The organism is Erwinia phyllosphaerae (genome assembly GCF_019132875.1).
Lineage (GTDB): Bacteria > Pseudomonadota > Gammaproteobacteria > Enterobacterales > Enterobacteriaceae > Erwinia > Erwinia phyllosphaerae.
Genome location: NZ_JAHSPF010000001.1, coordinates 483,721 through 507,646, shown reverse-complemented (window position 1 = coordinate 507,646; position 23,926 = coordinate 483,721). Strand labels below are relative to the sequence as shown.

At 56.6% G+C, this 23,926-nt stretch carries 16 protein-coding genes; 2 read left to right on the top strand and 14 right to left on the bottom strand.

Going from position 1 to position 23,926, the window contains the following annotated elements:
- Positions 1-125 precede the first annotated feature (125 nt).
- Complete coding sequence (gene fbaB / locus KUE00_RS02195) at positions 126-1,178, top strand: class I fructose-bisphosphate aldolase (RefSeq protein ID WP_246757850.1); 1,053 nt, start codon at positions 126-128, stop codon at positions 1,176-1,178.
- Between the two features lie 39 nt (positions 1,179-1,217).
- Here the strand turns inward: fbaB and KUE00_RS02190 are convergent, their stop codons facing one another.
- The 13 genes from KUE00_RS02190 to KUE00_RS02130 form a co-directional block, all read right to left on the bottom strand.
- Entirely contained in the window at positions 1,218-1,904 is a 687-nt protein-coding gene (locus KUE00_RS02190) for a GntR family transcriptional regulator (RefSeq protein WP_246757849.1), read from the bottom strand.
- 100 nt (positions 1,905-2,004) lie between these two features.
- Entirely contained in the window at positions 2,005-3,462 is a 1,458-nt protein-coding gene (locus KUE00_RS02185) for a mannitol dehydrogenase family protein (RefSeq protein WP_246757848.1), read from the bottom strand.
- Positions 3,463-3,502: 40 nt separating this feature from the next.
- On the bottom strand, positions 3,503-4,786 hold the full coding sequence (locus KUE00_RS02180) for an MFS transporter (protein WP_246757847.1): 1,284 nt from the start codon (positions 4,784-4,786) through the stop codon (positions 3,503-3,505).
- Positions 4,787-4,900: 114 nt separating this feature from the next.
- Entirely contained in the window at positions 4,901-5,911 is a 1,011-nt protein-coding gene (locus KUE00_RS02175) for a Zn-dependent oxidoreductase (protein WP_246757846.1), read from the bottom strand.
- Between the two features lie 10 nt (positions 5,912-5,921).
- Positions 5,922-7,136, bottom strand: a complete 1,215-nt coding sequence (gene manD, locus KUE00_RS02170) for a D-mannonate dehydratase ManD (RefSeq protein ID WP_246757845.1) — start codon at positions 7,134-7,136, stop codon at positions 5,922-5,924.
- Between the two features lie 262 nt (positions 7,137-7,398).
- Complete coding sequence (gene yegS, locus KUE00_RS02165) at positions 7,399-8,301, bottom strand: lipid kinase YegS (RefSeq protein ID WP_246757844.1); 903 nt, start codon at positions 8,299-8,301, stop codon at positions 7,399-7,401.
- A gap of 411 nt (positions 8,302-8,712) precedes the next feature.
- On the bottom strand, positions 8,713-10,050 hold the full coding sequence (gene trhP, locus KUE00_RS02160) for a prephenate-dependent tRNA uridine(34) hydroxylase TrhP (protein ID WP_246757843.1): 1,338 nt from the start codon (positions 10,048-10,050) through the stop codon (positions 8,713-8,715).
- A 93-nt stretch (positions 10,051-10,143) separates the two neighbouring features.
- Positions 10,144-10,851: an envelope stress response regulator BaeR gene (baeR, locus tag KUE00_RS02155; protein WP_246757842.1), complete on the bottom strand. Its 708-nt coding sequence runs from the start codon at positions 10,849-10,851 to the stop codon at positions 10,144-10,146.
- A 26-nt stretch (positions 10,852-10,877) separates the two neighbouring features.
- Positions 10,878-12,269, bottom strand: a complete 1,392-nt coding sequence (baeS, locus tag KUE00_RS02150; protein WP_246757841.1) for an envelope stress sensor histidine kinase BaeS — start codon at positions 12,267-12,269, stop codon at positions 10,878-10,880.
- Positions 12,270-13,676: a multidrug transporter subunit MdtD gene (gene mdtD, locus KUE00_RS02145; RefSeq protein ID WP_246757840.1), complete on the bottom strand. Its 1,407-nt coding sequence runs from the start codon at positions 13,674-13,676 to the stop codon at positions 12,270-12,272.
- A gap of 15 nt (positions 13,677-13,691) precedes the next feature.
- Positions 13,692-16,766: a multidrug efflux RND transporter permease subunit MdtC gene (gene mdtC, locus KUE00_RS02140; RefSeq protein ID WP_246757839.1), complete on the bottom strand. Its 3,075-nt coding sequence runs from the start codon at positions 16,764-16,766 to the stop codon at positions 13,692-13,694.
- Entirely contained in the window at positions 16,763-19,882 is a 3,120-nt protein-coding gene (locus KUE00_RS02135) for an MdtB/MuxB family multidrug efflux RND transporter permease subunit (RefSeq protein ID WP_246757838.1), read from the bottom strand. Before KUE00_RS02135 ends, mdtC begins: the two co-directional genes overlap by 4 nt.
- Positions 19,882-21,102: an MdtA/MuxA family multidrug efflux RND transporter periplasmic adaptor subunit gene (locus KUE00_RS02130; protein ID WP_246757837.1), complete on the bottom strand. Its 1,221-nt coding sequence runs from the start codon at positions 21,100-21,102 to the stop codon at positions 19,882-19,884. The genes KUE00_RS02135 and KUE00_RS02130 overlap by 1 nt, the downstream gene beginning before the upstream one ends.
- A gap of 264 nt (positions 21,103-21,366) precedes the next feature.
- On the opposite strand from KUE00_RS02130, the gene KUE00_RS02125 reads away from it, so the two are divergent.
- Complete coding sequence (locus KUE00_RS02125) at positions 21,367-22,326, top strand: aldo/keto reductase (protein WP_246757836.1); 960 nt, start codon at positions 21,367-21,369, stop codon at positions 22,324-22,326.
- On the opposite strand, the gene yegD is transcribed toward KUE00_RS02125, so the two are convergent.
- Positions 22,327-23,679, bottom strand: coding sequence for a molecular chaperone (gene yegD, locus KUE00_RS02120; protein ID WP_246757835.1), 1,353 nt, complete (start codon positions 23,677-23,679; stop codon positions 22,327-22,329).
- Between the last annotated feature and the right edge of the window lie 247 nt (positions 23,680-23,926).

Genomic DNA, 23,926 nt, shown 5'->3' with positions numbered 1-23,926 from the left:
TGGGATCGTTCTGAAAAATGGAGTCAGCAATTTGCCTTAGCGCCTGAAAAGGGTCCACGCTGTCTGGGGTCAGGGTTTTACCAGCGGCGGCTTATGCGCCGCCCAACCTTCAAACAGGAGCTTACATGACGGACATCACAGGGTTACTGGGTAAAGAAGCAGACTCTCTGTTACAACATCGCTGTATGACCATTCCCGCCGACAATCTTTATCTGCCGGGGCCGGACTATGTCGACAGAGTAATGATTGATAACAACCGTTCGCCAGCGGTGCTGCGTAATATGCAGACGCTTTATAATACCGGACGGCTGGCAAAGACAGGTTATCTCTCAATTTTGCCGGTCGACCAGGGCGTGGAGCACTCGGCAGGCGCTTCTTTTGCTGCCAATCCGCTGTACTTCGATCCCAAAAACATTGTTGAGCTGGCGATCGAGGCTGGCTGTAACTGTGTGGCTTCTACCTATGGCGTACTGGCGTCCGTGTCGCGCCGCTATGCGCACCGTATTCCGTTTATGGTCAAGCTGAACCACAACGAAACCCTGAGCTATCCCACCCAGTATGACCAGACGCTGTACGCCAGCGTGGAGCAGGCCTTTAACCTGGGTGCGGTAGCGGTTGGCGCAACCATCTATTTTGGCTCCGAGCAGTCGCGCCGCCAGCTGGAAGATATTGCCGCCGCGTTTGAACGGGCGCACGAGCTGGGCATGGTTACGGTGCTGTGGGCCTATCTGCGTAACAACAGCTTCAAAAAAGATGGCGTGGATTACCATGCCAGCGCCGATTTAACCGGCCAGGCCAACCATCTGGCCGCAACGATTGGCGCGGATATCGTTAAGCAGAAAATGGCCGAAAATAACGGCGGCTATAACGCGGTGAAATTTGGCTCGACGGACGAGCGCGTTTACAGCACGTTGACCAGCGATAACCCTATCGATCTGGTGCGCTATCAGTTGGCTAACTGCTATATGGGGCGGGCAGGATTGATTAACTCCGGCGGCGCATCGGCAGGCGAAACCGATACGGCTGAATCGGTTCGCACCGCTGTAATCAACAAGCGCGCTGGCGGCATGGGATTAATTCTGGGACGTAAAGCGTTTAAAAAATCGATGAAGGACGGCGTGGCGCTGATCAATGCCGTGCAGGATGTTTACCTGAATAAGGATATTACTATCGCGTAAAGCGCAGCGCCGACGGCCTGGGTGGGGCGTCGGCGTAACTCAATCCTGCTCGAACCAGTCACCATTTTGCTCGGTTATCGGTGAAATCGAAAAAATGATCTCCTGCAAATGGCGGCGCAAAGCCTGCTCGGCCGTCTCGATATCTTTCGCCAGCAGCCCCCGTAATATCTCTTCGTGCTGCTCAATCAGCCTTTCCGGCGGCGAAACTTTACTGAGCGTCAGAAAGCGCACGCGGTCCATCGTTGCCTTAATGTTTTCTACCGTTTCCCACGCCAGCTCGCAGTTAATGCTTTGGGCAATCAGCCGGTGAAACTCATCGTCCAGCAATAAAAAACCCTGGCTGTCCTGGCGCGCTGCCGCCATTTTTTGCAGCTGTAGATTATGTTCCAGCTGCGCCAGCGCCTGTGGGCTGGCTTCCGTCGCCGCCCGGCGAATAACGGCCAGCTCCACGGCTTCACGAATAAAGCGTCCATCAGCCACGCGCCGGACGGATATTTTGCGTACAAACGTTCCGCGCTGCGGCAGGATCTGCACCAGCCCGGCTTCGGCCAGCTTGATAAAGGCCTCCCGCACCGGCTGGCGTGAAACGCAAAAGCGTGCGGAGACCTCTTTCTCAGAGAGCAGGGCACCGGGAGAGATGGCGCAGGTGACAATATCCTGGCGCAAAAAACGATAAATTTGCTGGTTAACAGGTTCGCTGGCGGTAATCGTGTAGGCAGTAGACATTCGACAGTTTCATTCCAGTAAGGCGTCGTAAAGCCTGACGCCGGAAACAGCAAGTCTAATCAGCCTGCCGTGCCAGCGCCAGTCCTTTTAGCCAGGGCCTTTAGCCGATCGCCTGACGTACCGCTTCTTTTGCCCCTGCGCTCAGCAAGAGTTGATAGTGATGGCTGACGCGTTCACGGAACCGCGAGTTATCCGGCAGGTCGTCGCCAAAAACGGCTCGCAGAGAAAGCAGGGCGGCGACGCGCTCGTCGCCTTCACTGCTGCTACTGACCAGCTCTGCCAGCTCGGCACGTAACGGATCGTTAATGACGATCTCTTTACCCTGCTCATCAACGCCGCTAACGAAACGCATCCAGCAGGCCACGCCCAGCGCCAGTAGCTCAAAGCGGCTGCCGTTAGCCAGATGCCAGCGAATGCTTTCCAGCCAGCGCTGCGGCAGTTTTTGCGTGCCGTCGGTAGCAATCTGATAAGTACGGTGCTTAATCGCCCGGTTCTGATAACGAGCAATCAGCGAATCCGCATAGGCTACCAGATCGACGCCCCGGGTACTGAGCGTAGGTGCCTGTTCATCCAGCATCAGGCTGCGCGCGGCTTTGAGGTAACTGGCATCGTTCATGCAGTCGCTGATATGTTCGTAGCCAGCCAGATAGCCTGCATAGGCCAGCAGTGAATGGCTGCCGTTCAGCATGCGCAGCTTCATTTCTTCAAAAGGCACCACGTCCGCAACCAGTTCCGCGCCCGCTTTTTCCCACTGCGGACGCCCGTTAACAAAGTTGTCTTCAATGACCCACTGGAAGAAAGGCTCACATTCCACGCCCACCGGGTCGGCACAGCCCAGCTTCTCCGTCAGCGCCTGAAGCGCTTCTTCCGTCATCGCCGGGACAATACGATCGACCATTGTCGAAGGGAAAGTAACCTGTTGGCGAATATAGTCAGCCAGTTCTGCATCCTGCTGCCCGGCCAGCTGGGTGACCACGTTGCGGGTAACGCGGCCGTTTTCCGGCATATTGTCGCAGGACATCACGCTGAAGGGCGGCAAATTAAGCTCCCGGCGGCGCTTAATGGCAGCCAGAATAATGCCCGGCAGCGATTCGGGCTGCTGCGGATTGGCCAGGTCATGCTTAATCGCCGGATGCTCCAGGTTAAGCTCGCCGGTAGCAGGCTGATAGCAATAGCCTTTTTCTGTCACCGTTGCAGAGACAATGGCGACGTCCGGCTGGCACATCGCGGCGATAAGCTTATCTACGCCGTCTTCCTTGCGAAAGAGCGCTTCCTTTATCACGCCAACCACTCGCGTATGCAGGCCGTCATCGGCTTTTTCCGTCACGCTGTAAAGCAGATCCTGCTCGCGCAGCGCTTTAATCAGGTCGCCGCTGTTAATCTGGCATTCGCAATAGCCCCAGTCGCTCTGGTGTTCGGCTGCCAGAATATCCGCGCAAACGGCCTGATGCGCGCGGTGGAAAGCGCCAAAACCGAAATGCACGATACGCGTGCGCAAGGCGGAACGATCGTAACCGGGAAGTACGGTGTCTTCAGGCAGCAGATCAACAGATAACATAGTCAGTCCTTTTCAAAAGAGGGCAGCTTGCCCGGAATAATCAAACCGAAACGGGTTTAGCCGATCCCTTGGGGCTTTTGATGACAAACAGCACCAGCACTGCGCCCAGAGCGGCAACGACACCCGCCAGCACAAAAGCGCTGTCGAATTTACCGGTGTGATGCACGATATAGCCGGTGACGATGGGGCCAACAATGCCGGAAAGGCTACCGATAAGATGGATAAAACCGCTGATACCGCCGACGCGGCTTTTGTGGACAACGTCCTGAATAATAGCCCAATAGATCGCGCCGGTGATATAGAGAAAAAAGATGGAAACCGACATTAACATCACTGCCGGATAGACGCCTTTTACCGAGCCCGCCAGCGCCACGCAGACGGCCGCAGCCAGCAGCGACACAACCAGAACGATTTTGCGGGACAGCAAAAGCTTGCCGGTGAGGCTAAAAATCTTGTCGGAAATCCAGCCGCCCGAGGCCAGGCCGACAAAGCCTACAATCCACGGAATGACGGTAGTCATGCTCATCGATTTAATATCCAGGCTGTGCGCCTGCACCAGATAGGCAGGAAACCAGCTAAGAAAGAAGAAAAGAATGTAGTTGTAGCAAAAGAAAGCGAAGGCGGTTACCAGGATAATCGGCTGGCGAAGATAGTAGCCAAGGCCATGCGCAGCCTGCGCCAGTTCTTCATCCGGCGTGGTTTGCTCTGCCTTCTGGCTGGCGATCAGTTCCCGCTCCTGCGCGCTGACAAGACGGCTTTTTAAAGGGTTATCCGCAGCGATAAAGAACCAGACGACCATCCAGACAATGCCAATAGAGCAGATAATCACGAAAGCGGGTCGCCAGCCGAAAGCCAGCGCCAGATAACCGATAATCGGGCCGGCAACCGCGCCGCCCAGCGGCGAACCGGCGCTCAGAAAACCCATCGCGGTCGCGGCCTGTTTTTTTGGGAACCAGCCGTTAATGGCTTTGTTAGCCGAGGCGCAGATAGGGCCTTCCGCCATGCCAAACAGCACCCGCAGGATCAGCATTGACCAGAAGCCGGTTGCCAGGGCAGTAAAGCCGCAAAACAGCGACCACATCCCAACGGCGATGCCCAGTACCAGCGTCGGGCCAAATTTATCCGTAGCCAGGCCACCAATAAAGTTAAACAGCGCATAGCCAAAGAAAAAGCTGCCGAAAATCAGGCCGAACTGCTCGGCGTTCAGCAGCAGATCTTTTTCAATCATCGGTACGGTTAACGAGAGGGCAACACGATCGAGGTAGTTGATCATGTAGACCAGAAACAGTAAGAGTACGAGGGTCCAGCGGAGATTCTTAAACATAGTAACCTCTTAATTATTATAGTATTAAGAAAGAATGCTACGCCGCCGGGAACCTGGCCCAGGGAGCGGTGCTCCCTGGCCGAATACGACCCAGGACGTGAAGCCCGGTATTGTTTAATTAACGGTCAGGATCACTTTGCAGCAGCTGCGCGGATCTTTTTCAAACAGCGTCATCGCCGTTTCTACATCTGCCAGCGGCAGGTAATGCGTAACCAGTTTTTCTGGCTGGATCAGTTTTTTCTCCATCCAGTCGATAACCTGCGGAAAACGGTGGCTGTTAAGCCTGGAGGTAAAGAGAGAAAGCTCTTTGCTGGTCAGGCTTTGCTGCGTAACGGTACATGGCTCGCCGGAAAAACCCAGTAAACCAATACGCGCCGCGGGCGAAGCCAGCGCAACGGCTTCAGCCAGAATGCCGGGATGACAGGCCGCATCGATAATCAGCGTCGGCCTGATGCCTTCCAGCTGTGCGGCAAGCGGGATTTCACTGTTATCCAGCACCACGTCCGCGCCGTTTTCCTGCGCCATCTTCAGCCTTTCCGGCAACCTGTCCGCTACGATAACCTTGCTCAGGTTATAAACGCCTTTCAGCGCCTGAATCGCCGTTAAGCCCATCGGGCCTGCACCAAAAATCAGCGCGATATCGCCTGGCTGCGGCTGCAAAAAAGCACAGATGTTGGCGGCAATGGTAAAAGGCTCAATCAGGCTGGCTAACTTATCGGGGATTGCATCCGGCACGACGTAAGCGTTTTGGGCTGGTACAGCGGCATATTCGCTGAAGCCGCCGTCGCGATGTACGCCAATCACCTGTAGCTCGCTGCAAACGTTAGGACGACCTACAGAACAGGGATAGCAGTGACCGCAGCTGACAACAGGATCAACCGCCACGCGTTCACCGATACGCGCGGTTTCAACGCCTTCACCCGTTGCCGTAATAACGCCAAAAAACTCATGGCCGATCACGCGCGGATAGCGGGCGAAAGGGTTATGTCCATGCCAGATATGCACGTCGGAACCACAGATGCTGGCATACTGAACTTTTACCAGCACTTCGCCAGCCGCAGGCTGTGGCTGGTCGCGTTCTGCAACCACCAGCTCGCCAGGTTTTGCAATAACCACACTTTTCATGTCCTTCTCCTTACCAGTTCCATAAGGTGCCGTCTTCAAGACGCGCCACCGGTAAATAAGCGGGTTCATAGGGATATTTCGCCGCCAGCTTTTCATCAAACTCAATGCCTAAGCCAGGCTTGTCGCCAGGATGCATATAGCCATCCTCAAACGTCCAGCTATGTTTAAAAACTTCCATCATCTGTTCGGAATAGCCCATGTATTCCTGCACGCCAAAGTTCGGCACCCAGAGATCGAAATGCAGCGCCGCGGCCATACAGACAGGAGAAAGGTCGGACGGGCCGTGCGATCCGGTGCGTACCTGATAAAGAGAGGCGAAATCGGCAATGCGGCGCATACCGGTAATGCCACCCGCATGGGTGATAGTGGTGCGGATATAGTCAATCAGCTGTTCTTCTATCAGCTGCTTGCAGTCCCAGATGCTGTTAAAGACTTCGCCAACCGCGATTGGCGTAACGGTATGCTGGCGGATCAGGCGGAAAGACTCCTGGTTTTCGGCAGGCGTAGGATCTTCCATCCAGAACAGGCGGTAATCCTCAATGCTTTTGCCAAAGCGCGCGGCCTCAATGGGCGTTAAGCGATGGTGCATGTCATGCAGCAGATGCTCGTTAAAACCGAATTTATCGCGAATGGCGGCAAACAGCTTTGGCGTAAAGTCGAGATATTTCTCCGTTGACCAGAGCTGCTCTTCCGGCCAGTCACCTTTGGTCGCGGGCTCATAGGCAAGCCCTTTGCCTTTCGCCATGCCGTAAGTGGTTTTCATTCCGGGGACACCGCACTGGGCACGGATGGCTTTAAAGCCCATCTCCTTGTGCTTTGCATAGTCGTCCATCACTTCATCAATGCTGTGCCCGGTGGTATGGCAGTAAACCATGACGCCAGTACGCGAAGCACCGCCCAAAAGTTGATAGACCGGCATGTTAGCCGCTTTGCCTTTGATATCCCACAGTGCCTGATCGACAGCGGAAATAGCGGACATCGTGACCGGACCGCGACGCCAGTAGGCCCCTTTATAAAAATATTGCCAGATATCTTCGATCTGATGCGCGTTACGACCGATCAGCTGTGGGCAAACGTGATCTTTCAGATAGGAGGCGACGGGCAGCTCGCGACCGTTCAGCGTGGCGTCGCCAATGCCAGTGAGACCTTGATCCGTGGTGATCTTAACCGTGACAAAGTTTCTGCCGGGGCAGGTTACAAAAACTTCCGCTTTTACGATTTTCATTCATATCATCCTGGTGAAGAGCATGAGGAAAACCTACGCACTGTTGTACTACCATACAAGTTGCAAATTAAAGAACTTCGATAGCGGTCACGTTTGTTATTAACTTTGCCAGGATGCGGGAGAGGTTTGCCTGTGGGCGAAAAGGGTCTGTCTATGGCTGGAAAAGTTTTGTCTGTAGCAGGAAGCGGTTTATCTGTGGCAGGTGGCTGGCGTAAGCGAGGGCAGCTGTGCCATCAGCTTACGCCAACGATGGAGAGATAACCTATAGCAGCAGTTCACAGGTCGGCGGCAGACGGCAGCTGAGCGCGGCGGGCATTATTTCGATACGGAAAGTGGTGCCGCGCAGCGGTTCGCCGTCAAGGTTAAAAGTCATCTCGTTTGGCGAGGTAATTTCCAGCCAGGGCAGCGATGCGCGAACGATGTTAGGGTTTTCATCATCGCTGCCGGTCAGCGAGTTAAACAGCGTTGGCAAAATCTCTTTGGACGTAACGATACTCAGTTCCAGCTTGCCATCGTTAATCAACGCGGCCGGACAAAGGCGCTGGCCGCCACCGGCCTGGCGGCCGTTACCGATGCCGATCACCAGCGCATCGCCTTGCCAGCTGAAATCCGGGCCGCGCAGTTCACAGCTGTCCGCTTTTAACGTATCCATGCGCAGCAGGCCGTGAATCAGATAGGAGACGCCGCCAAGCGCCGACTTTAGCTTTTCCGGCGTTTCGGTGGTAATACGCGTGCCGAAGCCGCCCGTCGCCATGTTGATAAAATAGCGATCCTGATTGACGCGCGCCAGATCGACAGCGGTTGCTTTGCCGACAATCGCCAGCCGCAGCGCCTGCTCCATCTCGTCCGGAATACCGACGCTGGTGGCAAAATCGTTCGCCGTACCCAGCGGAATAATGCCCAGTACCGGACGCTGTGGCGCCTCAACTTCCGCCAGCGCGGTCGCGATTTCATTAATGGTGCCGTCACCGCCGCCAGCGACCACGGTTGTCGCCCGTAAGGCTACCGCTTCTTTTACAAAGCGTTCGCCGTCGCCCTGTTCCCAGGTCACGCGAACTTCAATCCGGAGATTTTCCTCGCGCAGCTTCAGGATAGCCTCGCGCAGGGCTTCATTGCCTGCGCCTTTACCGTTAAGAACAACCAGCGTGAGTGAATGTTGGTCCATCTTTTATTCCCGTAAAAATGGCCTGCGCCAAAAGTACCCCAGTTATAGCATATCCGGCTGCGGGTGGAAAAAAGGCTGAAGGATTTACGAGGCCGCTCGCACAGAGAGAGTTGAAGAGGGGAGAAGAGCACGGGCCGGCACGGACTGAAAAGGCTTCAGGTCTTATGTGGAACGCGCAAATATCGTCCGCGCGGCTAACGCTTAAGCCTTAAAAGAAAGGCCCGCGCTGCTCACATTTAAGCTTTAAAAGAAAGGCCCGCGCGGCGAACCGGCGGGCCAGGAGGTGGTTACACAAATTGCAGTTTAGATTTTTTCATTCGGCGCAGGCGCATCATAACTGCAAAATAGCAGCGGGAATGTGATGGCATTCTAAAAAGTAACTTCAGGAAACTTTAAACGTCATCAACTTTTTTACGCCTCGGGGAAATTGCGCATCAGCAGTGCAAACGCCAGCTCAATCTCTTGCGGTACCGGGATCCAGACGAAATGACCGTTGCCGGGCGCAACCTCGGCGGGCTGGAGCTTTGCATTTTCCATCTGCTCCAGCTGAAAATGAACATTGCCTGCGGGCGTCATCAGTTCCAGGCTGTCGCCAAGGCTGAATTTATTTTTAACTTCTACCAGCGCCATGTCACCACGGCGTTCGCCGGTAAATTCCCCTACAAACTGCTGGCGATCGGAGGCGGAAAAGCTGCGGTCGTAGGTCTGATAGCTGTCATGAGTATGGCGACGTAAAAAACCTTCGGTGTAGCCGCGATGCGCCAGACCTTCCAGCGTTTCCAGCAGCGAGGCATCAAAAGGTTTGCCCGCAGCGGCATCGTCAATTGCGCGGCGATAAACCTGGGCAGTACGCGCGCAGTAGTAGTGCGATTTAGTGCGGCCTTCAATTTTTAACGAATGCACACCCATTTGCGCTAACTTTTCCACATGCGCGACGGCCCGCAGATCTTTGGAGTTCATGATGTAGGTGCCATGCTCATCCTCAAAGGCGGTCATATATTCGCCGGGACGCATCGCTTCTTCAATCATAAAGACTTTATCGGTCGGTTGACCTTCGCCCAGCGTCGGCTCAACGTTTTTGACCGGGATTGGCTGGTACTGATGCACGATATTACCGATGTCATCTTCTTTGCCTTCCTGCACCTTATATTCCCAGCGGCAGGCGTTGGTGCAGGTTCCCTGGTTTGGATCGCGCTTGTTGATATAGCCGGAAAGCAGACAGCGGCCGGAATAGGCCATGCACAGCGCGCCGTGGACGAAAATTTCCAGCTCAATATCCGGCACCTGCTGGCGAATTTCCGCTATCTCTTCCAGCGACAGCTCGCGGGAAAGGATCACGCGGGAAAGCCCCATCTGCTGCCAGAACCTGACCGTCGCCCAGTTAACCGCGTTAGCCTGTACGGACAGATGGATCTCCATCTGTGGAAAGGCTTCGCGCACCATCATAATCAGGCCCGGATCGGACATAATCAGCGCGTCCGGCCCCATTTCAACCACGGGCGTCAGATCGCGGATAAAGGTTTTCAGCTTGGCGTTATGCGGCGCGATATTGACCACAACATAGAATTTTTTTCCCTGCGCGTGCGCCTCGTTAATGCCAATAGCCAGGTTTTCATGGTTGAACTCGTTGTTACGCACGCGAAGGCTATAGCGGGGTTGCCCGGCATAGACGGCATCCGCGCCATAAGCGAAGGCGTAACGCATGTTTTTCAGCGTCCCGGCAGGAGAAAGCAATTCTGGTTTGAACATGGTGGGGTCTCAATCTGACATAAGGCCGCAAAGGTTGCGGCCTTACAAAATGTGCGGGGATTGTAAAAGCTGACGGCAGGAATGTAAATTGCGCTAGATCAAACGGCACACGTCCGCTTCCCAGCGATAGCCCATACCGTAGACCGCGCGGATAAAAGGCTGGTCGGCATCCAGCGCCTCCAGCTTGCGCCGCAGATTTTTGATATGGCTGTCGATGGTGCGATCGGTGACTACCCGGTAATCGTCATAAAGATGATTCAGCAGCATCTCGCGGGAGAAAACCTTGCCCGGCTCGTGCGCCAGCGTTTTTAACAGGCGGAATTCGGCGGGGGTCAGATCCAGCGTGGTGTTGTCCCAGCTGGCCTGAAAACGTTTTTCATCCACCACTAACAGCGACGCTTTTTGCGCCTCTTCTGGCGTACGTTTACAGCGTTTCAGGATGGTTTTTACGCGGGCAACCACTTCACGCGGGCTGAACGGCTTGCAAATATAGTCATCTGCGCCAATTTCCAGCCCCAGTAAGCGGTCGATCTCTTCGGTACGGGCCGTGACCATAATCACCGGCAGTTCGGAAAAACGGCGAATTTCCCGGCACAGCGTCAGGCCATCCACGCCCGGCAGCATTAAATCCAGCAGCATTAAGTCCGGCGGCGTTTGCTTTACCCATTCCAGCACCTCATCGCCACGCAGAAGGTGGTGGGTACGGTAGTTGGCCGCCTGTAAATAATCGACCAGCAGCTGGCCGAGCTTGGGTTCATCTTCAACCACCAGAACGAGTGGGCTAAGCGGTTCCTGATTCATGGCACTCATCTTTGCAAGAAGGCGAATTACGCCCGGGTTAATCTTGCGGGTAAGTGTACCGTAATTCGCAGACCTCCGGCAGCAGAGTGCGTCGCCTTAATCGTGCCGTCGTGCGCCTGAACAATATTCTGGCAGATAGCCAGACCAAGGCCGGAGCCGCCGCTGGCGCGATTACGTGAGCTTTCCGCCCGGTAAAAACGCTCAAAAATTTGTTCCTGCTGCGCATCCGTAATGCCGGGTTCACTGTCATCAAAATTGATAACGTGCTGATCCTGCTGCGCCTGTAGCGTCACGGTCAGACCGCCGCCCGCATCGGTGTAGCGCAGGCTGTTCTCCATCAGGTTGGTGAAAAGCTGCATTAGCCTGTCAGGATCGCCAAACAGCGGCGCAGAGTCGGGCAGCTGAAGCCGCAGATAAAGATTGCGGCTCTGATATCGGCTTTTGAAATTGGCAGCCACCATATCCAGCAGCTCCACCAGATCGATCTGGCTTTTGCGATAGGCCAGCGCGCCTTCGTCAGAAAGAGAGAGCTGATGCACGTCGTCAACCAGCTTGGTTAAGGTAGCTACCTCTCCCTGTAATGAGGTGATGGATTCCGGCGTCAGCTTGCGCACGCCGTCCTGAATGGCCTCCAGCTCACCGCGCAGAATAGCCAGCGGCGTGCGCAGCTCGTGAGAAATATCGGCCATAAACGCGCGGCGCATGCTTTCATTTTTTTCCAGCGTGCTGGCCAGCCGGTTAAAATCCTGTCCCAGACGGCCAAGTTCGTCACGGCTGTCAGCCTGCACGCGCGTGGCAAAATCACCCGCGGCCAGATGATGCGTGCCTTCCACCAGTCTTTTTACCGGTGCCAGCAGCCCGCGCGACATTAGCCAGGTGACCGCCGCCGCCAGCAGCATCGTCAGGCCGACGATAATCCAGCTGGTGCGTTTTTGCTGCTGGTCAAAGTGAATATCCGCGCTGCGCGTTAGCCTTTCCGGCGGTGAGCCGATAACCCAGCCGACGATATGACCGTTGCTGGTGGTGATATTGCGGCGGCTGCCTTCCGGCGGAACCGGCGCGCGCGGTCCTATCATGACGTGATATTGCTGGTCGATGATCCAGAACTGGGTGCGCCAGCCGTGCGGCGGCAAAGTGCTGTTGGCGTCCGGATTCTGCTCCAGCGAGTGCAGGATCTGAAAAACCAGCTTGTTATTTTTACGCAAAAAATCCCAGTTGCCGTGCTGCTCATACTGATCCGCCAGCGCATCGCTCAGCAGGCCAAGCCGCTGTTCGTTGCCTTTTTTGATGTAGTCGATAAAGCCATGCTCAAAGCTGAGCCGCACGCCCCAGTGCATGGTGATCAGCACCAGCATGCAGGTGGAAAAAATAGCGATGAAAAGTTTGGCGGTGATGCCGATACGTAATCTGGCGAACATTTAAGACTTTCTCCGGCGGCTCAGCACCACATTTTTGCTGACGTCGGGCGGCACATGCCGAAACACCAGCGCGGGCAGGATAATCACGATCGCCATACAGACGTAGGTATAAATAAAGGCCTGGTGCACCAGCTGGCTGTCGGGCTGCGACTGCTGACCAAAGGTGCCGAGCAGCAGGCCAGCCAGGGTAACGCCGATACTCATCGACAGCTGCATAATCATCGACAGCAGGCTGTTGCCGCTGCTGGCCAGCTCGTCCGGCAGCTCTTTTAGCGTCAGCGTATTCATCGCGGAAAAGCGGATAGCGTTGACCATGCCCTGTAAAAACAGCACCACCGGCAGCAGCCAGTTCCAGCCCAGCAGCGCAACAGCCGGGAACAGCAGCACGACCAGTGCCAGGCCGACCGTGGCGCTGACCAGCACGTTACGATAGCCAAAGCGATTAACGATTTGTACCACGATGCGCTTCATGCCCATATTGCCCAGCACCATCGGGATCATCATCAGCCCCGCATGGAAAGGCGTATAGCCCATGCCAACCTGCAGGAAGATTGGCGTCATAAAGGGCAGCATGCCGCTGCCGATACGACCGGTAAGGCTACCCAACAGCCCGATAGAATAGACGCGGTTATCAAACAGCTTCAGGCTGAACAGTGCCTTGTCGTTGGCGCGCGCGTACAACAGATAAAACATCAGCGAAAACACCCCGGCGAGGATAAACAGACCGAGCATCAGCGGCGGGATCCCGCTGCCGCGCGAACCGTCCAGCGCCAGCGTCAGCGTTGCCATGCCCACCGCCAGCAGCAGGAAGCCGCAAAAGTCGAAAGGACGGCTCGGTAGCCGCAGATTAGGCATCAGCTTTAAGGTCGCGACCGCGCCCGCCAGGCCCACCGGGATATTCAGCAAAAAGATCCAGTGCCAGCTGGCATACTGCACCAGTACGCCACCCAGCGCTGGCCCCAGCAGCGGTCCAACCTGACCAGGCAGCGTCACAAAGGTCATGGCGGCCATATACTGCTCGCGCGGCACCAGCTTCATTACCGTCAGCCTGCCGACCGGCACCATCATCGCGCCGCCAATACCCTGTAGCACTCGTGCAGCCACCAGCTGATCGAGCGTGGAGGAAAGCGCGCAGAACAGCGATCCCAGGCTAAACAGCACGATAGCGCTGAAAAAGATCGTGCGTACGCCAAAACGATCGGCCAGCCAGCCGCTGAGCGGCAGCATGACCGCGACGGTCAGCACATAGGAGACCACCACTGAATGCATGTGCAGCGGACTCTGATGCAGGCTGTGCGCCATCGCGGGCAGGGCAGTGTTAACGATGGTGGTATCCAGCGACTGCATAAAAAAACCAAAGGCTACAATCCACAATGCCCAGCGCACGCTTTTGGGTAGCGTATTCATCGGCAGGCCGCTCCTCTATTTAGCTTCAACAGCCTGTGCCGCTGATTTTTTGCGGCGCAGCTTATCCATATAAAGATAAACCACCGGCGTAGTATACAGCGTCAGCAGCTGGCTCATTACCAGGCCGCCGACGATGGTAATGCCTAACGGCTGGCGCAGCTCCGCGCCGTCGCCCGTGGTCAGCACCAGCGGCAGCGCGCCAAGCAGCGCCGCCAGCGTGGTCATCATAATGGGACGAAAGCGCAGCAGGCTGGCCTGAAAGATCGCCTCGCGGGCGCTGAGATTGCCGTTGCGCTGCGCATCCAGCGCAAAATCGACCATCATAATGGCGTTTTTCTTGACGATGCCGATCAGCAGCAAAATGCCAATCAGCGCAATCAGGCTGAACGGCGCACCAAACAGCTCCAGCGCCAGCAGCGCCCCCACGCCCGCCGAGGGCAGGGTAGAGAGGATAGTCAGCGGATGCACATAGCTCTCGTACAAAATCCCCAGCACAATATAAACCGTGGCGATAGCGGCAAGGATCAGCCACAGCTGATTACTTTGCGTCTGCTGAAAGATTTGCGCCGTACCGGCAAAGCTGCCGCGCACGCTCGACGGTACGCCCAGCGAGGTCATACTCCGCTCGATGGCGTCTGAAGCCTGGGAAAGCGATACGCCTTCCGGCAGGTTGAATGAGATAGTCGATGCGGCCGACAGTCCCTGGTGGTTAACCGACAGCGGCGCGTTGGCTGGCTGCCATTTGGCAAAAGCGGAAAGCGGAATCGCCTTGCCGTCGCTGTTAATCACATACATTAAATCCAGTGAGCTGACGTCCTGGGTATAGCGCGGATCGACTTCCATCACCACTTTGTACTGATTCAGCGGTTGATAAATAGTAGAGATCTGGCGCTGGCCAAAGGCGTTGTTCAGCAGATTATTGGCGTCCGAAACGCTGAGTCCCAGCTGTGCCATCCGCGTCCGATCGTAAACCAGCGCCATTTCGGCACCCTTATCCTGCTGATCGGAATTCACATCCGCCAGCTGCGGCAGTGCGGAGAACGCCTGGCGAATTTTTGGCTCCCAGCTGCGTAAATCGTCAAGATCGTCCGACAGCAGCGTATACTGATAGCCCGCGTTGGCTTCACGGCCACCAGCCCGTAAATCCTGCACCGCCATCAGAAACAGGTTGGCGCCCGGCTCTTTCGCCAGCTTGCCGCGCAGTCGGGCAATCACCGCCTGGGCACTGTCGCTGCGCTCGCTAAGCGGCTTCAGCGAAATAAACATTGACCCGCTATTGGTGCGTGAACCGCCGGTAAAGCCCACTACGCTTTCCACTGCCGGATCGTCGCGAACGATTTTCATAAAGTCTTCCAGCTTACCGCGCATCGACTGGAACGAGATGCTCTGGTCGGCCTGGATAAAGCCCATTAGCCGTCCGGTGTCCTGCTCCGGCATAAAGGTTTTTGGCACCACCACGTACAGGTACATGGTCAGGCCGACGGTGGCGAGAAACAGCAGCAGCGTCCAGCGCGAGTGGTTCAAAACGCAGTTCAGCGAACGGCCATAGCCTTGCTGGATAGCTGTCAGCAGACGGCCGAAACCGCGCAGGCGCGGCTGCTCGCGTCTGGCATGCGCTTTCAGCAGGCGACCGCACATCATCGGCGTCAGCGTTACCGAAATCAGCAGCGAAATGAGAATAGAAACGGAGAGCGTTACGGCAAATTCGCGGAAAAAGCGGCCAATCAGCCCGCCGAGCATCAGCAGCGGCAGAAACACCGCCACCAGCGACAGGCTCATCGACAGCACGGTAAAGCCAACTTCGCGCGTGCCCTGTAGCGCCGCCTGAATTGGCTTCATGCCCGCTTCTACGTGGCGGGAAATATTCTCCAGCACCACGATAGCGTCGTCCACCACAAAGCCGGTCGCCACGGTCAGCGCCATCAGCGACAGGTTATTCAGGCTGAAGCCGCACAGATACATGGCGGCGAACGTGCCGATCAATGAAACCGGCACCGCAACGGCGGGGATCAGCGTGGCGCGTCCCGAACGCAGGAAAACGAACACCACTAAAATCACCAGCACGACGGAAACGATCAGCGACTGCTCTACTTCAGCCAGCGAAGCGCGGATGGTGGGGGAGCGATCCTGAGCGACGTCAAGCTGGATAGAGGCCGGGATACTGTCGCGCAGCTCCGGCACCGCCGCACGGATCCTGTCAACGGTCTCGATAATATTGGCTTCCGGCAGTTTGCGGATCATCACCAGAATGGCCGGTTTGGCATTGGCCATGCCCGCGTTGCGCACGTCCTGTACCGAATCCGTTACTTTGGCTACGTCCTGCAACCGTACCGCCGCGCCGTTGCTGTAATGCACAATCAGCGGCTGGTATTCGGCTGCCGTTTTCATTTCATCGTTGGTTTTTATCTGCCAGCGCTGCTGATTATCTTCTATCGCGCCCTGCGGCCTGCGCTGGTTAGCGTTGCTGATAGCGGTGCGCACCGCATCCAGCGACACGCCCTGATTGAACAGCGCCTGAGGATTCAGGGCCACGCGCACGGCAGGCAGCGAACTGCCGCCAATCGACACGTCGCCCACGCCGTCAATTTGCGCCAGCTTTTGCGCCAGTTGAGTAGAGGCGTAATCGTAAAGCTCGCCCTGCGACCAGGCGTCCGAGGTCAGCGTCAGGATCATGATCGGCGCATCGGAAGGGTTGATTTTGCGCCAGCTGGGGCGGCTCGGCATGCCGGTCGGCAGCAGGCTTTGCGCCGCGTTGATCGCGCCCTGTACGTCACGTGCCGCGCCGTTGATGTCGCGGTCGAAATCAAACACGAGAATAATTCGCGTACTGCCTAACGAACTGGTCGAGGTCATTTCGCTGACGCCCGCAATACGGCCCAGTGAACGTTCCAGCGGCGTGGCGACGGAGGAGGCCATGGTTTCTGGCGACGCGCCGGGCAGCGAGGCGGACACCAGTATCACCGGGAAATCCACCTGCGGCAGCGGCGCTACCGGCAGCAGGCGAAAGCTCAGAATGCCCGCCAGCGCGATGGCAATCGTCAGCAGAATAGTGGCGACCGGCCGATGAATAAACAGCGCGAAAAATTTCACCGCGCCTCCTTCAGCTTCAGGCGACGGCGGGCAGCCTGCGCCAGCCGATCGAACAGCAGATAAATCACCGGCGTGGTAAACAGCGTAAGCACCTGGCTAACAATCAGCCCGCCAACCATCGCCACGCCCAGCGGTCGCCGCAGCTCTGCGCCCACGCCCGTACTTAACATCAGCGGCAATGTGCCCAGCAATGCCGCCAGCGTGGTCATCAGAATAGGGCGGAAGCGCAGCAGGCAGGCCTGATAAATAGCCTCATACGGCGGCATGCCTTGCTCCCGCTCCGCTGCCAGTGCAAAGTCGATCATCATGATGGCGTTTTTCTTCACGATGCCGATCAGCAGAATAATGCCGATAATCGCAATAACATCCAGTTCGTTGCCGCTGAGCAGCAGCGCCAGTAGCGCGCCCACGCCCGCCGTGGGTAACGTAGAGAGAATGGTAATGGGATGAATAAAGCTTTCATACAGCACGCCCAGCACGATATACATCGCCACGATAGCGGCCACAATCAGCCAGACGGTGCTGGAAAGCGCGGCCTGAAACGCCAGCGTGCTGCCCTGAAATTTGGTCATGATTTCCGTCGGCATCGCCATATCCCTTTCGGCCCGGGTAATGGCATTGACCGCCTGCTCCAGTGAATAACCTTCGCTGACGTTAAACGAAAAGGTAGTGGACGGAAACTGGTCAAGATGGTTAATGCTTAGCGCACCGTGGCGCTGTTCTACGCTGGCAATAGCGCTCAGCGGCACGCTGCCGCCATCGCTGCTTTTCAGCCTGATCGTCTCCAGCGCGGCCAGGCCTGGCGTGGCGGAAACGTCATTTTCCAGCACCACGCGATACTGGCTGGCCTGGGTGTAAATGGTGGAGATTAGCCGCTGGCCAAAGGCGTTATAGAGCGCGTTGTCCACGTCGGCCATGCTGATCCCCAGACGGCTGGCGTTATCGCGATCCACTTTGATATAGGCTTCCAGGCCCCGATCCTGCCAGTCGCTGCTGACATCCTGCAGCTGCGGCAGATTTTTCAGCGCGGCGGTCAGCTTCGGCACCCACAGGCTTAACGAATCCAGCGAGCCGGTTTGCAGCGTAAACTGGTACTGCGTGCGGCTGAGCTGGGTATCAATGGTTAAGTCCTGCACCGGTTGCAAATAGAGGCTAATGCCCGGCAAATCCGCGACGGCCTGCTGTAAACGTTCAATAACCACCGGAATGCGATCGGCGCGCTCGTTCAGCGGCTTAAGGTTGATTTGCAACCGTCCGCTGTTCAGCGCGGGGTTGGTGCCGTCGATGCCCACGAATGAGGTCAGGCTCTGCACCGCCGGATCTTTCATAATGATTGAGGCAACCTGCTGCTGCCGCTGCGCCATATTGGTCCAGGAAACAGACTGCGGCGCCTGCACCGTCCCCTGAATAATGCCGTTATCCTGCAGTGGGAAAAAACCTTTGGGGATCAATACCCACAGCATGATGGTAATCACCAGCGTGCCCAGCGCCACGCCCAGCGTCAGCAGCTGGTGATCCAGTACCTTTTTCAGAAAGCGGCCATAGGCAGCAATCACGCGGTCAAACATCGCCTCGCTGGCGCGTGAAAAGCGGTTCTGTTTGCGTAGCGATTCGACGCTGAGCATGCGCGCGCACATCATTGGCGTCAGCGTCAGCGAAACCACGGCGGAAATCAGGATAGATATCGCCAGCGTCACGGCAAATTCGCGGAACAGCCTGCCAACGATATCGCCCATAAACAGCAGCGGGATCAGCACGGCAATCAGCGAGAAGGTCAGGGAAATAATCGTAAAGCCGATTTCGCCCGCGCCTTTCAGCGCCGCCGCCAGCGGCTTTTCGCCTTTTTCGATATAGCGCGAGATGTTTTCAATAACAACTATGGCGTCATCGACCACAAAGCCAGTGGCGATGGTTAGCGCCATCAGCGTCAGGTTGTTGATGGAGAAGCCAAGGAAATAGATAACGGCAAAGGTGCCCACCAGCGACAACGGCACCGCAACGGCCGGAATAATCGTTGCCGGCACGTTGCGCAGGAACAAATAGATAATCATCACGACCAGCGCTATCGCCAGCACCAGCTCAAACTGCACGTCATGCACCGAAGCACGAATATTGGTGGTGCGATCAGTTAAAACCTTCACCTCTACCGATTTAGGTAGCGAAGCCGTCAGCGCGGGCAGCATCTGGCGAATGCTGTCTGCCGTAGTAATAATGTTAGCGCCCGGCTGCCGCTGAACGTTCAGTACGATAGCCTGCTGGCGATTGGCCCAGGCACCGAGCCAGCTGTTTTCCGCGCCTTGCTCTACCGTGGCAACGTCGCGCAGTCGCACCGGTGCGCCGTTCTGCCAGCTGATAATCAGCTGTCGATAATCTTCCGCCGACTTCATTTGATCGTTGGCGGAGAGGGTGATAGAGCGTTCCGGGCCGTCCAGGCTACCCTTGGCCGAGTTAACGTTGGCGCTGCTGATGGCGGTACGCACCGTTTCGCTGGTCAGTCCCAGTGCGGCAAGTGCCTGAGCATTAAGCCTGACGCGCACGGCGGGGCGCTGACCGCCCGCGAGCGTCACCAGACCGACGCCGGAAACCTGGGAAATTTTCTGCGCCACGCGCGTTTCCACCATATCCTGCACCTGGGTCATCGGCATACTGGTGGTGGTGACGGCCAGCGTCATAATCGGCGGATCGGCCGGGTTAACCTTGCTGTAAACCGGCGGGTTCGGCAGATCTGAAGGCAGCAGGTTAGTGGCGGCGTTGATCGCGGCCTGTACTTCCTGCTCGGCCACGTCCAGCGGCAGCGTTAGCTGAAACTGCAGCGTGACCACCGACGCACCGCCGGAGCTTTGCGAAGCCATCTGCTTTAAGCCCGACATCTGGCCAAACTGGCGCTCCAGCGGCGCGGTAACGGCCGAGGTCATCACGTCCGGACTGGCACCGGGATAGAGCGTCACCACCTGAATGGTCGGATAATCGACTTCCGGCAGCGCGGAGACGGGCAGCACGCGATAGCCAAGAATACCGGCCAGCAGAATCGCAATCATCAGCAGCGTCGTGGCTACCGGGCGAAGGATAAACTGGCGGGAAGGGCCGCCGTTGGAACCAGAAGGCGTATCCTGCATTACTGGCGAGCTCCTTTCGCGGGCAGCGTAGCTTTATCCGCAAGCGGCGTTGCCTGTGGCGCGACGACTTCAACCGTTGCGCCTTCCGTCAGGCGGTCGATACCGTCGGTCACTACCTTTTCGCCCGCATCAAGACCGGCGTTAATAACGGCCTTTTCGCTGTCCTGTACGCCGATGGTTACAGTTTTTTTACTGACCTTGCTGTCGCTGTTTACGACCCAAACGAAGTGGCCCTCATTGCCCATTTGCAGCGCGGCCACCGGAATAACAATGGCGTCCTGCAGCGTATTAACCTGTAGCCGCGCGTTGACAAACTGATTAGGGAAGAGCCTGTCATCGCTGTTAGCGAACTGCGCTTTAACTTTGATCGTGCCGGTCGTGGTATCGATTTGGTTGTCCATACTCAGCAGCGTGCCGGTGGACAACAAATTTTTATTACTGCGGTCCCAGGCTTCCACCGGCACCGGCTGGCCGGATTTTTGCGCGTTCAGCAGCGTTTCAATCTCGTTTTCCGGCAGGCTGAACACCAGTTCAATCGGATGCGTTTGCGTGATCACCACGATACCGTTGGTATCGCCACTGTTGACGTAGTTACCAATATCTACCTGACGTAGCCCGACGCGGCCAGAAATGGGCGAAGTAATCCGGCTATAGGTTAAATTTAACTGCGCGCTGGCGACGCTTCCTTCATCAGCCTTGATGGTGCCCAGGGTTTCGCTGACCAGCGCGCGTTGCGTATCCAGCTCCTGCCCGGAGACCAGGTTGGTTTTCACCAGCTTCTCCAGGCGTGCCAGATCGCGACGGGCGTTGGCAAGCGTGGCCTGGTCTTTTGCCAGCTGGCCCTGGGCCTGGGTCAGCGCAACCTGGTAAGGACGCGGATCGATCTCCGCCAGCAGCTGTCCCGCTTCGACCTGCTGGCCTTCTGTAAAGTGAATGGCGACCAGATCGCCTTCAACGCGGCTGCGCAGCGTAACGGTATTGGCTGCGGTAACGGTGCCCAGACCGGTCAGGTACTGCGGCACGCTCTGGCGGACGGCGGCAGCGGCCTGCACGGGTGCCAGCGCGCCACCCGTTCCGTGGCGTCCACCGCCGGAACCACGCTGATGCCCCGCTTTTTCGGGGGCTTTTTGCGGCGTATGTCCATGCCACCAGTAAAGTCCGCCGGCAATCACTGCAACCAGTATAAGAAGGATTATTTTAAAACGGCGCCGGGTATTCATCCTGTTATCAGCTCTCCAGAAGGCAAAAGTTAGCGTCAGTGTGGCATCACGTTAAAAACGGACAGTACGGATGCAGAACGCTCAAGCTTGTTATTTTAACGGGTTTATTGCACGGAAAAATGAAGGAATTAAGAATAACGATTCAACGAATGTCAGTATTGTTAGTTGTTGCAATTCCTTTACCTTAAATCAACAAAACGGCAGCCCGGTTATTTGCTACGCTAAACTGCATCTGATAAACCCTTTCAATACAGGAGTATAAAAATGAGTTTACAACATCGCACGCTGGGCCGCTCTGGTCTGCAGGTTCCCGTCCTGACGTTTGGCGGCAACGTTTTCGGCTGGACCAGCGATCAGCCCACCTCTTTTTCTCTGCTGGACGCGCTGGTGGAAAAGGGGCTCTATTTTATCGATACCGCCGACTGCTACTCGCGCTGGGCGCCGGGCAATCAGGGCGGCGAATCAGAAACGATTATCGGTAACTGGCTGAAAAAAAGCGGCAAGCGCGACAAGATTGTGCTGGCGACCAAGGTCGGCATGGATATGGGCGAAGGGAAAACCGGTCTGGCACCTGCCTATATTCGCCAGTCGGTAGAGGATTCGCTAAAGCGTCTGCAAACTGACTATATCGACCTGTACCAGGCGCACCGCGACGACAGCGACACGCCATTGCAGGAAACGCTGGCGACTTTCGACGCGCTGATTAAAGAGGGTAAAGTGCGCGCGATTGGCGCTTCGAACTATAGCGCAGACCGCCTGGCGGAAGCACTGAAAATCAGTGAAGAACAGGGACTTTCCCGCTATGAGACGCTGCAGCCGGAATATAACCTTTATGACCGCCAGGATTATGAAAGCGGACTGGAAAAGGTGGCGCAGCAAAATGGGCTGGGCGTGATTAACTACTATTCTCTGGCCAGCGGTTTTTTAAGCGGCAAATACCGTAGCAAAGCGGACGCCAGCAAAAGCAAACGCGGCGAAGGCGTAGTGGAAAAATACCTTAACGATCGCGGCCTGCGCATTCTGGCAGCGCTGGATAGCGTGGCCGAAGCGCATCACGCCACGCCAACGCAGGTTGCGCTGGCATGGCAGATTGCTCGCCCGAGCATTACGGCACCCATCGTCAGCGTGACCTCGCTGACTCAGCTGGAAGAGTTAAGCAAGGCCGCAGCGCTTAAGCTTAGCGATGAGGCGGTAAACAAACTGACCGAAGCGAGCAGCTACTGATTAACGAAACATCACCTGCGCCCAGCGAGCCAGGCCAGCGGTAACGGAACCAAAATCGTCGCCGCTGGTTAGCCGGATATCCGGTAGCAGCTGGGTCAGCGCCTGCCGCAGTACCGGCGAGCGGGCGCTGCCTCCCGTCAGATAGATGACATCCGGCCGGGTGCCGCTCTCATCCAGCGCTAGCTTTACCTGCTCCTGAATACGTTCCAGCGGCTGGGCAATCGCGGCCTTCAGCTGTGCAGTGCTGATTTCCGTCGCCAGCGCGGACTCAATAAAATCCAGCTCCGCCTTCGCCAGCGCCTGTTCAGACAGCGCAATTTTGCTCTCTTCCGCCGCACGCACCAGACGATAGCCCAGGCGCTGCTGCCATACCTTTAACAGCCGCTGCACTTTTTCCGGCTCCTGCGCGTCGCGGATTAAATCCTGTAGCTGCTTACGGCTGGCAGTTGCGTAAAAATCACTTTGCGCCGGGACATCGTTGATCGCAACGGCATTCCACCACGGCAGCGCGGGCAGGGCGATGCCTTTTTGCGTCATGCCGCCGCTGCCCAGCAGCGGCATCAGCTCTTTAAACGTCAGCATGATATCCAGATCGTTACCGCCGACGCGGCAGCCGCTGTGGCCCAGCAGGCTCTCCTGACGTTCCGCTTTATCGTGCCACTGCGGGCCCATCAGCAGCATGGAGCAGTCGGTGGTACCGCCGCCGATATCGACGATCAGCACTCGCGTTTCTTCTTTCAGCGTGGCTTCAAACTCCAGGCCAGCGGCAACAGGCTCGAACTGAAACTCGACCTCTTTAAAACCGGCCCGGCTTGCGGCGCGAGCCAGAATGCCCTGCGCCTGGCGGTTGGCTTCTTCGCCGCCCAGCCCCTGGAAGTTAACCGGACGGCCAATCACCGCCTGGCTGATGCTGTCATTGAGCTGCGATTCAGCCTGCTGGCGAATATGCAGCATCATGGCGCAGACCAGATCTTCAAAAAAGGCGACCTGCTGCGGCTTCAGGCCGTTGGCGCCCAGAAAGGATTTAGGGGATTTTACAAACCAGGTATCTTCAGGCTCGGCCATATACTGTGCCAGCGAAGCCAGACCAAACTGCACGCTTGCGGGCGTAACCTCAATATCTTCTTCGCGGTTAAAAGCGAGGGCGCGACGTAAAATTGCCTGGTTTTCCGCTTCCGGCGTTGGCACCTGGTGATGGCGAAACAGCCATTCGCTGACCGTATCGCGCGTTGGCGCGCAGAGCATAGAGGGCAGCAGGCTGGAACCCTTCTCCAGCGGCAGCAGGGTCGGCACACCCTCTTTCATGATGGCTACCGAGCAGTTTGCCGTACCGTAATCAAAGCCGATAAACATTTATCCCCTCCACGAGCATAAAAAAAGGGGGCGACTTTAGCCCAGGGCCGACGGGAGAGCAAGCGCCAGATGAGGGACAAACTCAATGTGCAGGAAACCAGGAGAGAAGAGTAAAGCGTCTGAGCCGTAGATAGCGCGCTTAAAGATCCATTCTAAGACTCAGCGCTGCAAGCTTAAATATTCATTCTAAGCCTCAGCGCTGCGAGCTTAAAGATTCATTCTAAGCCTCAGCGCTGCAAGCTTGAAG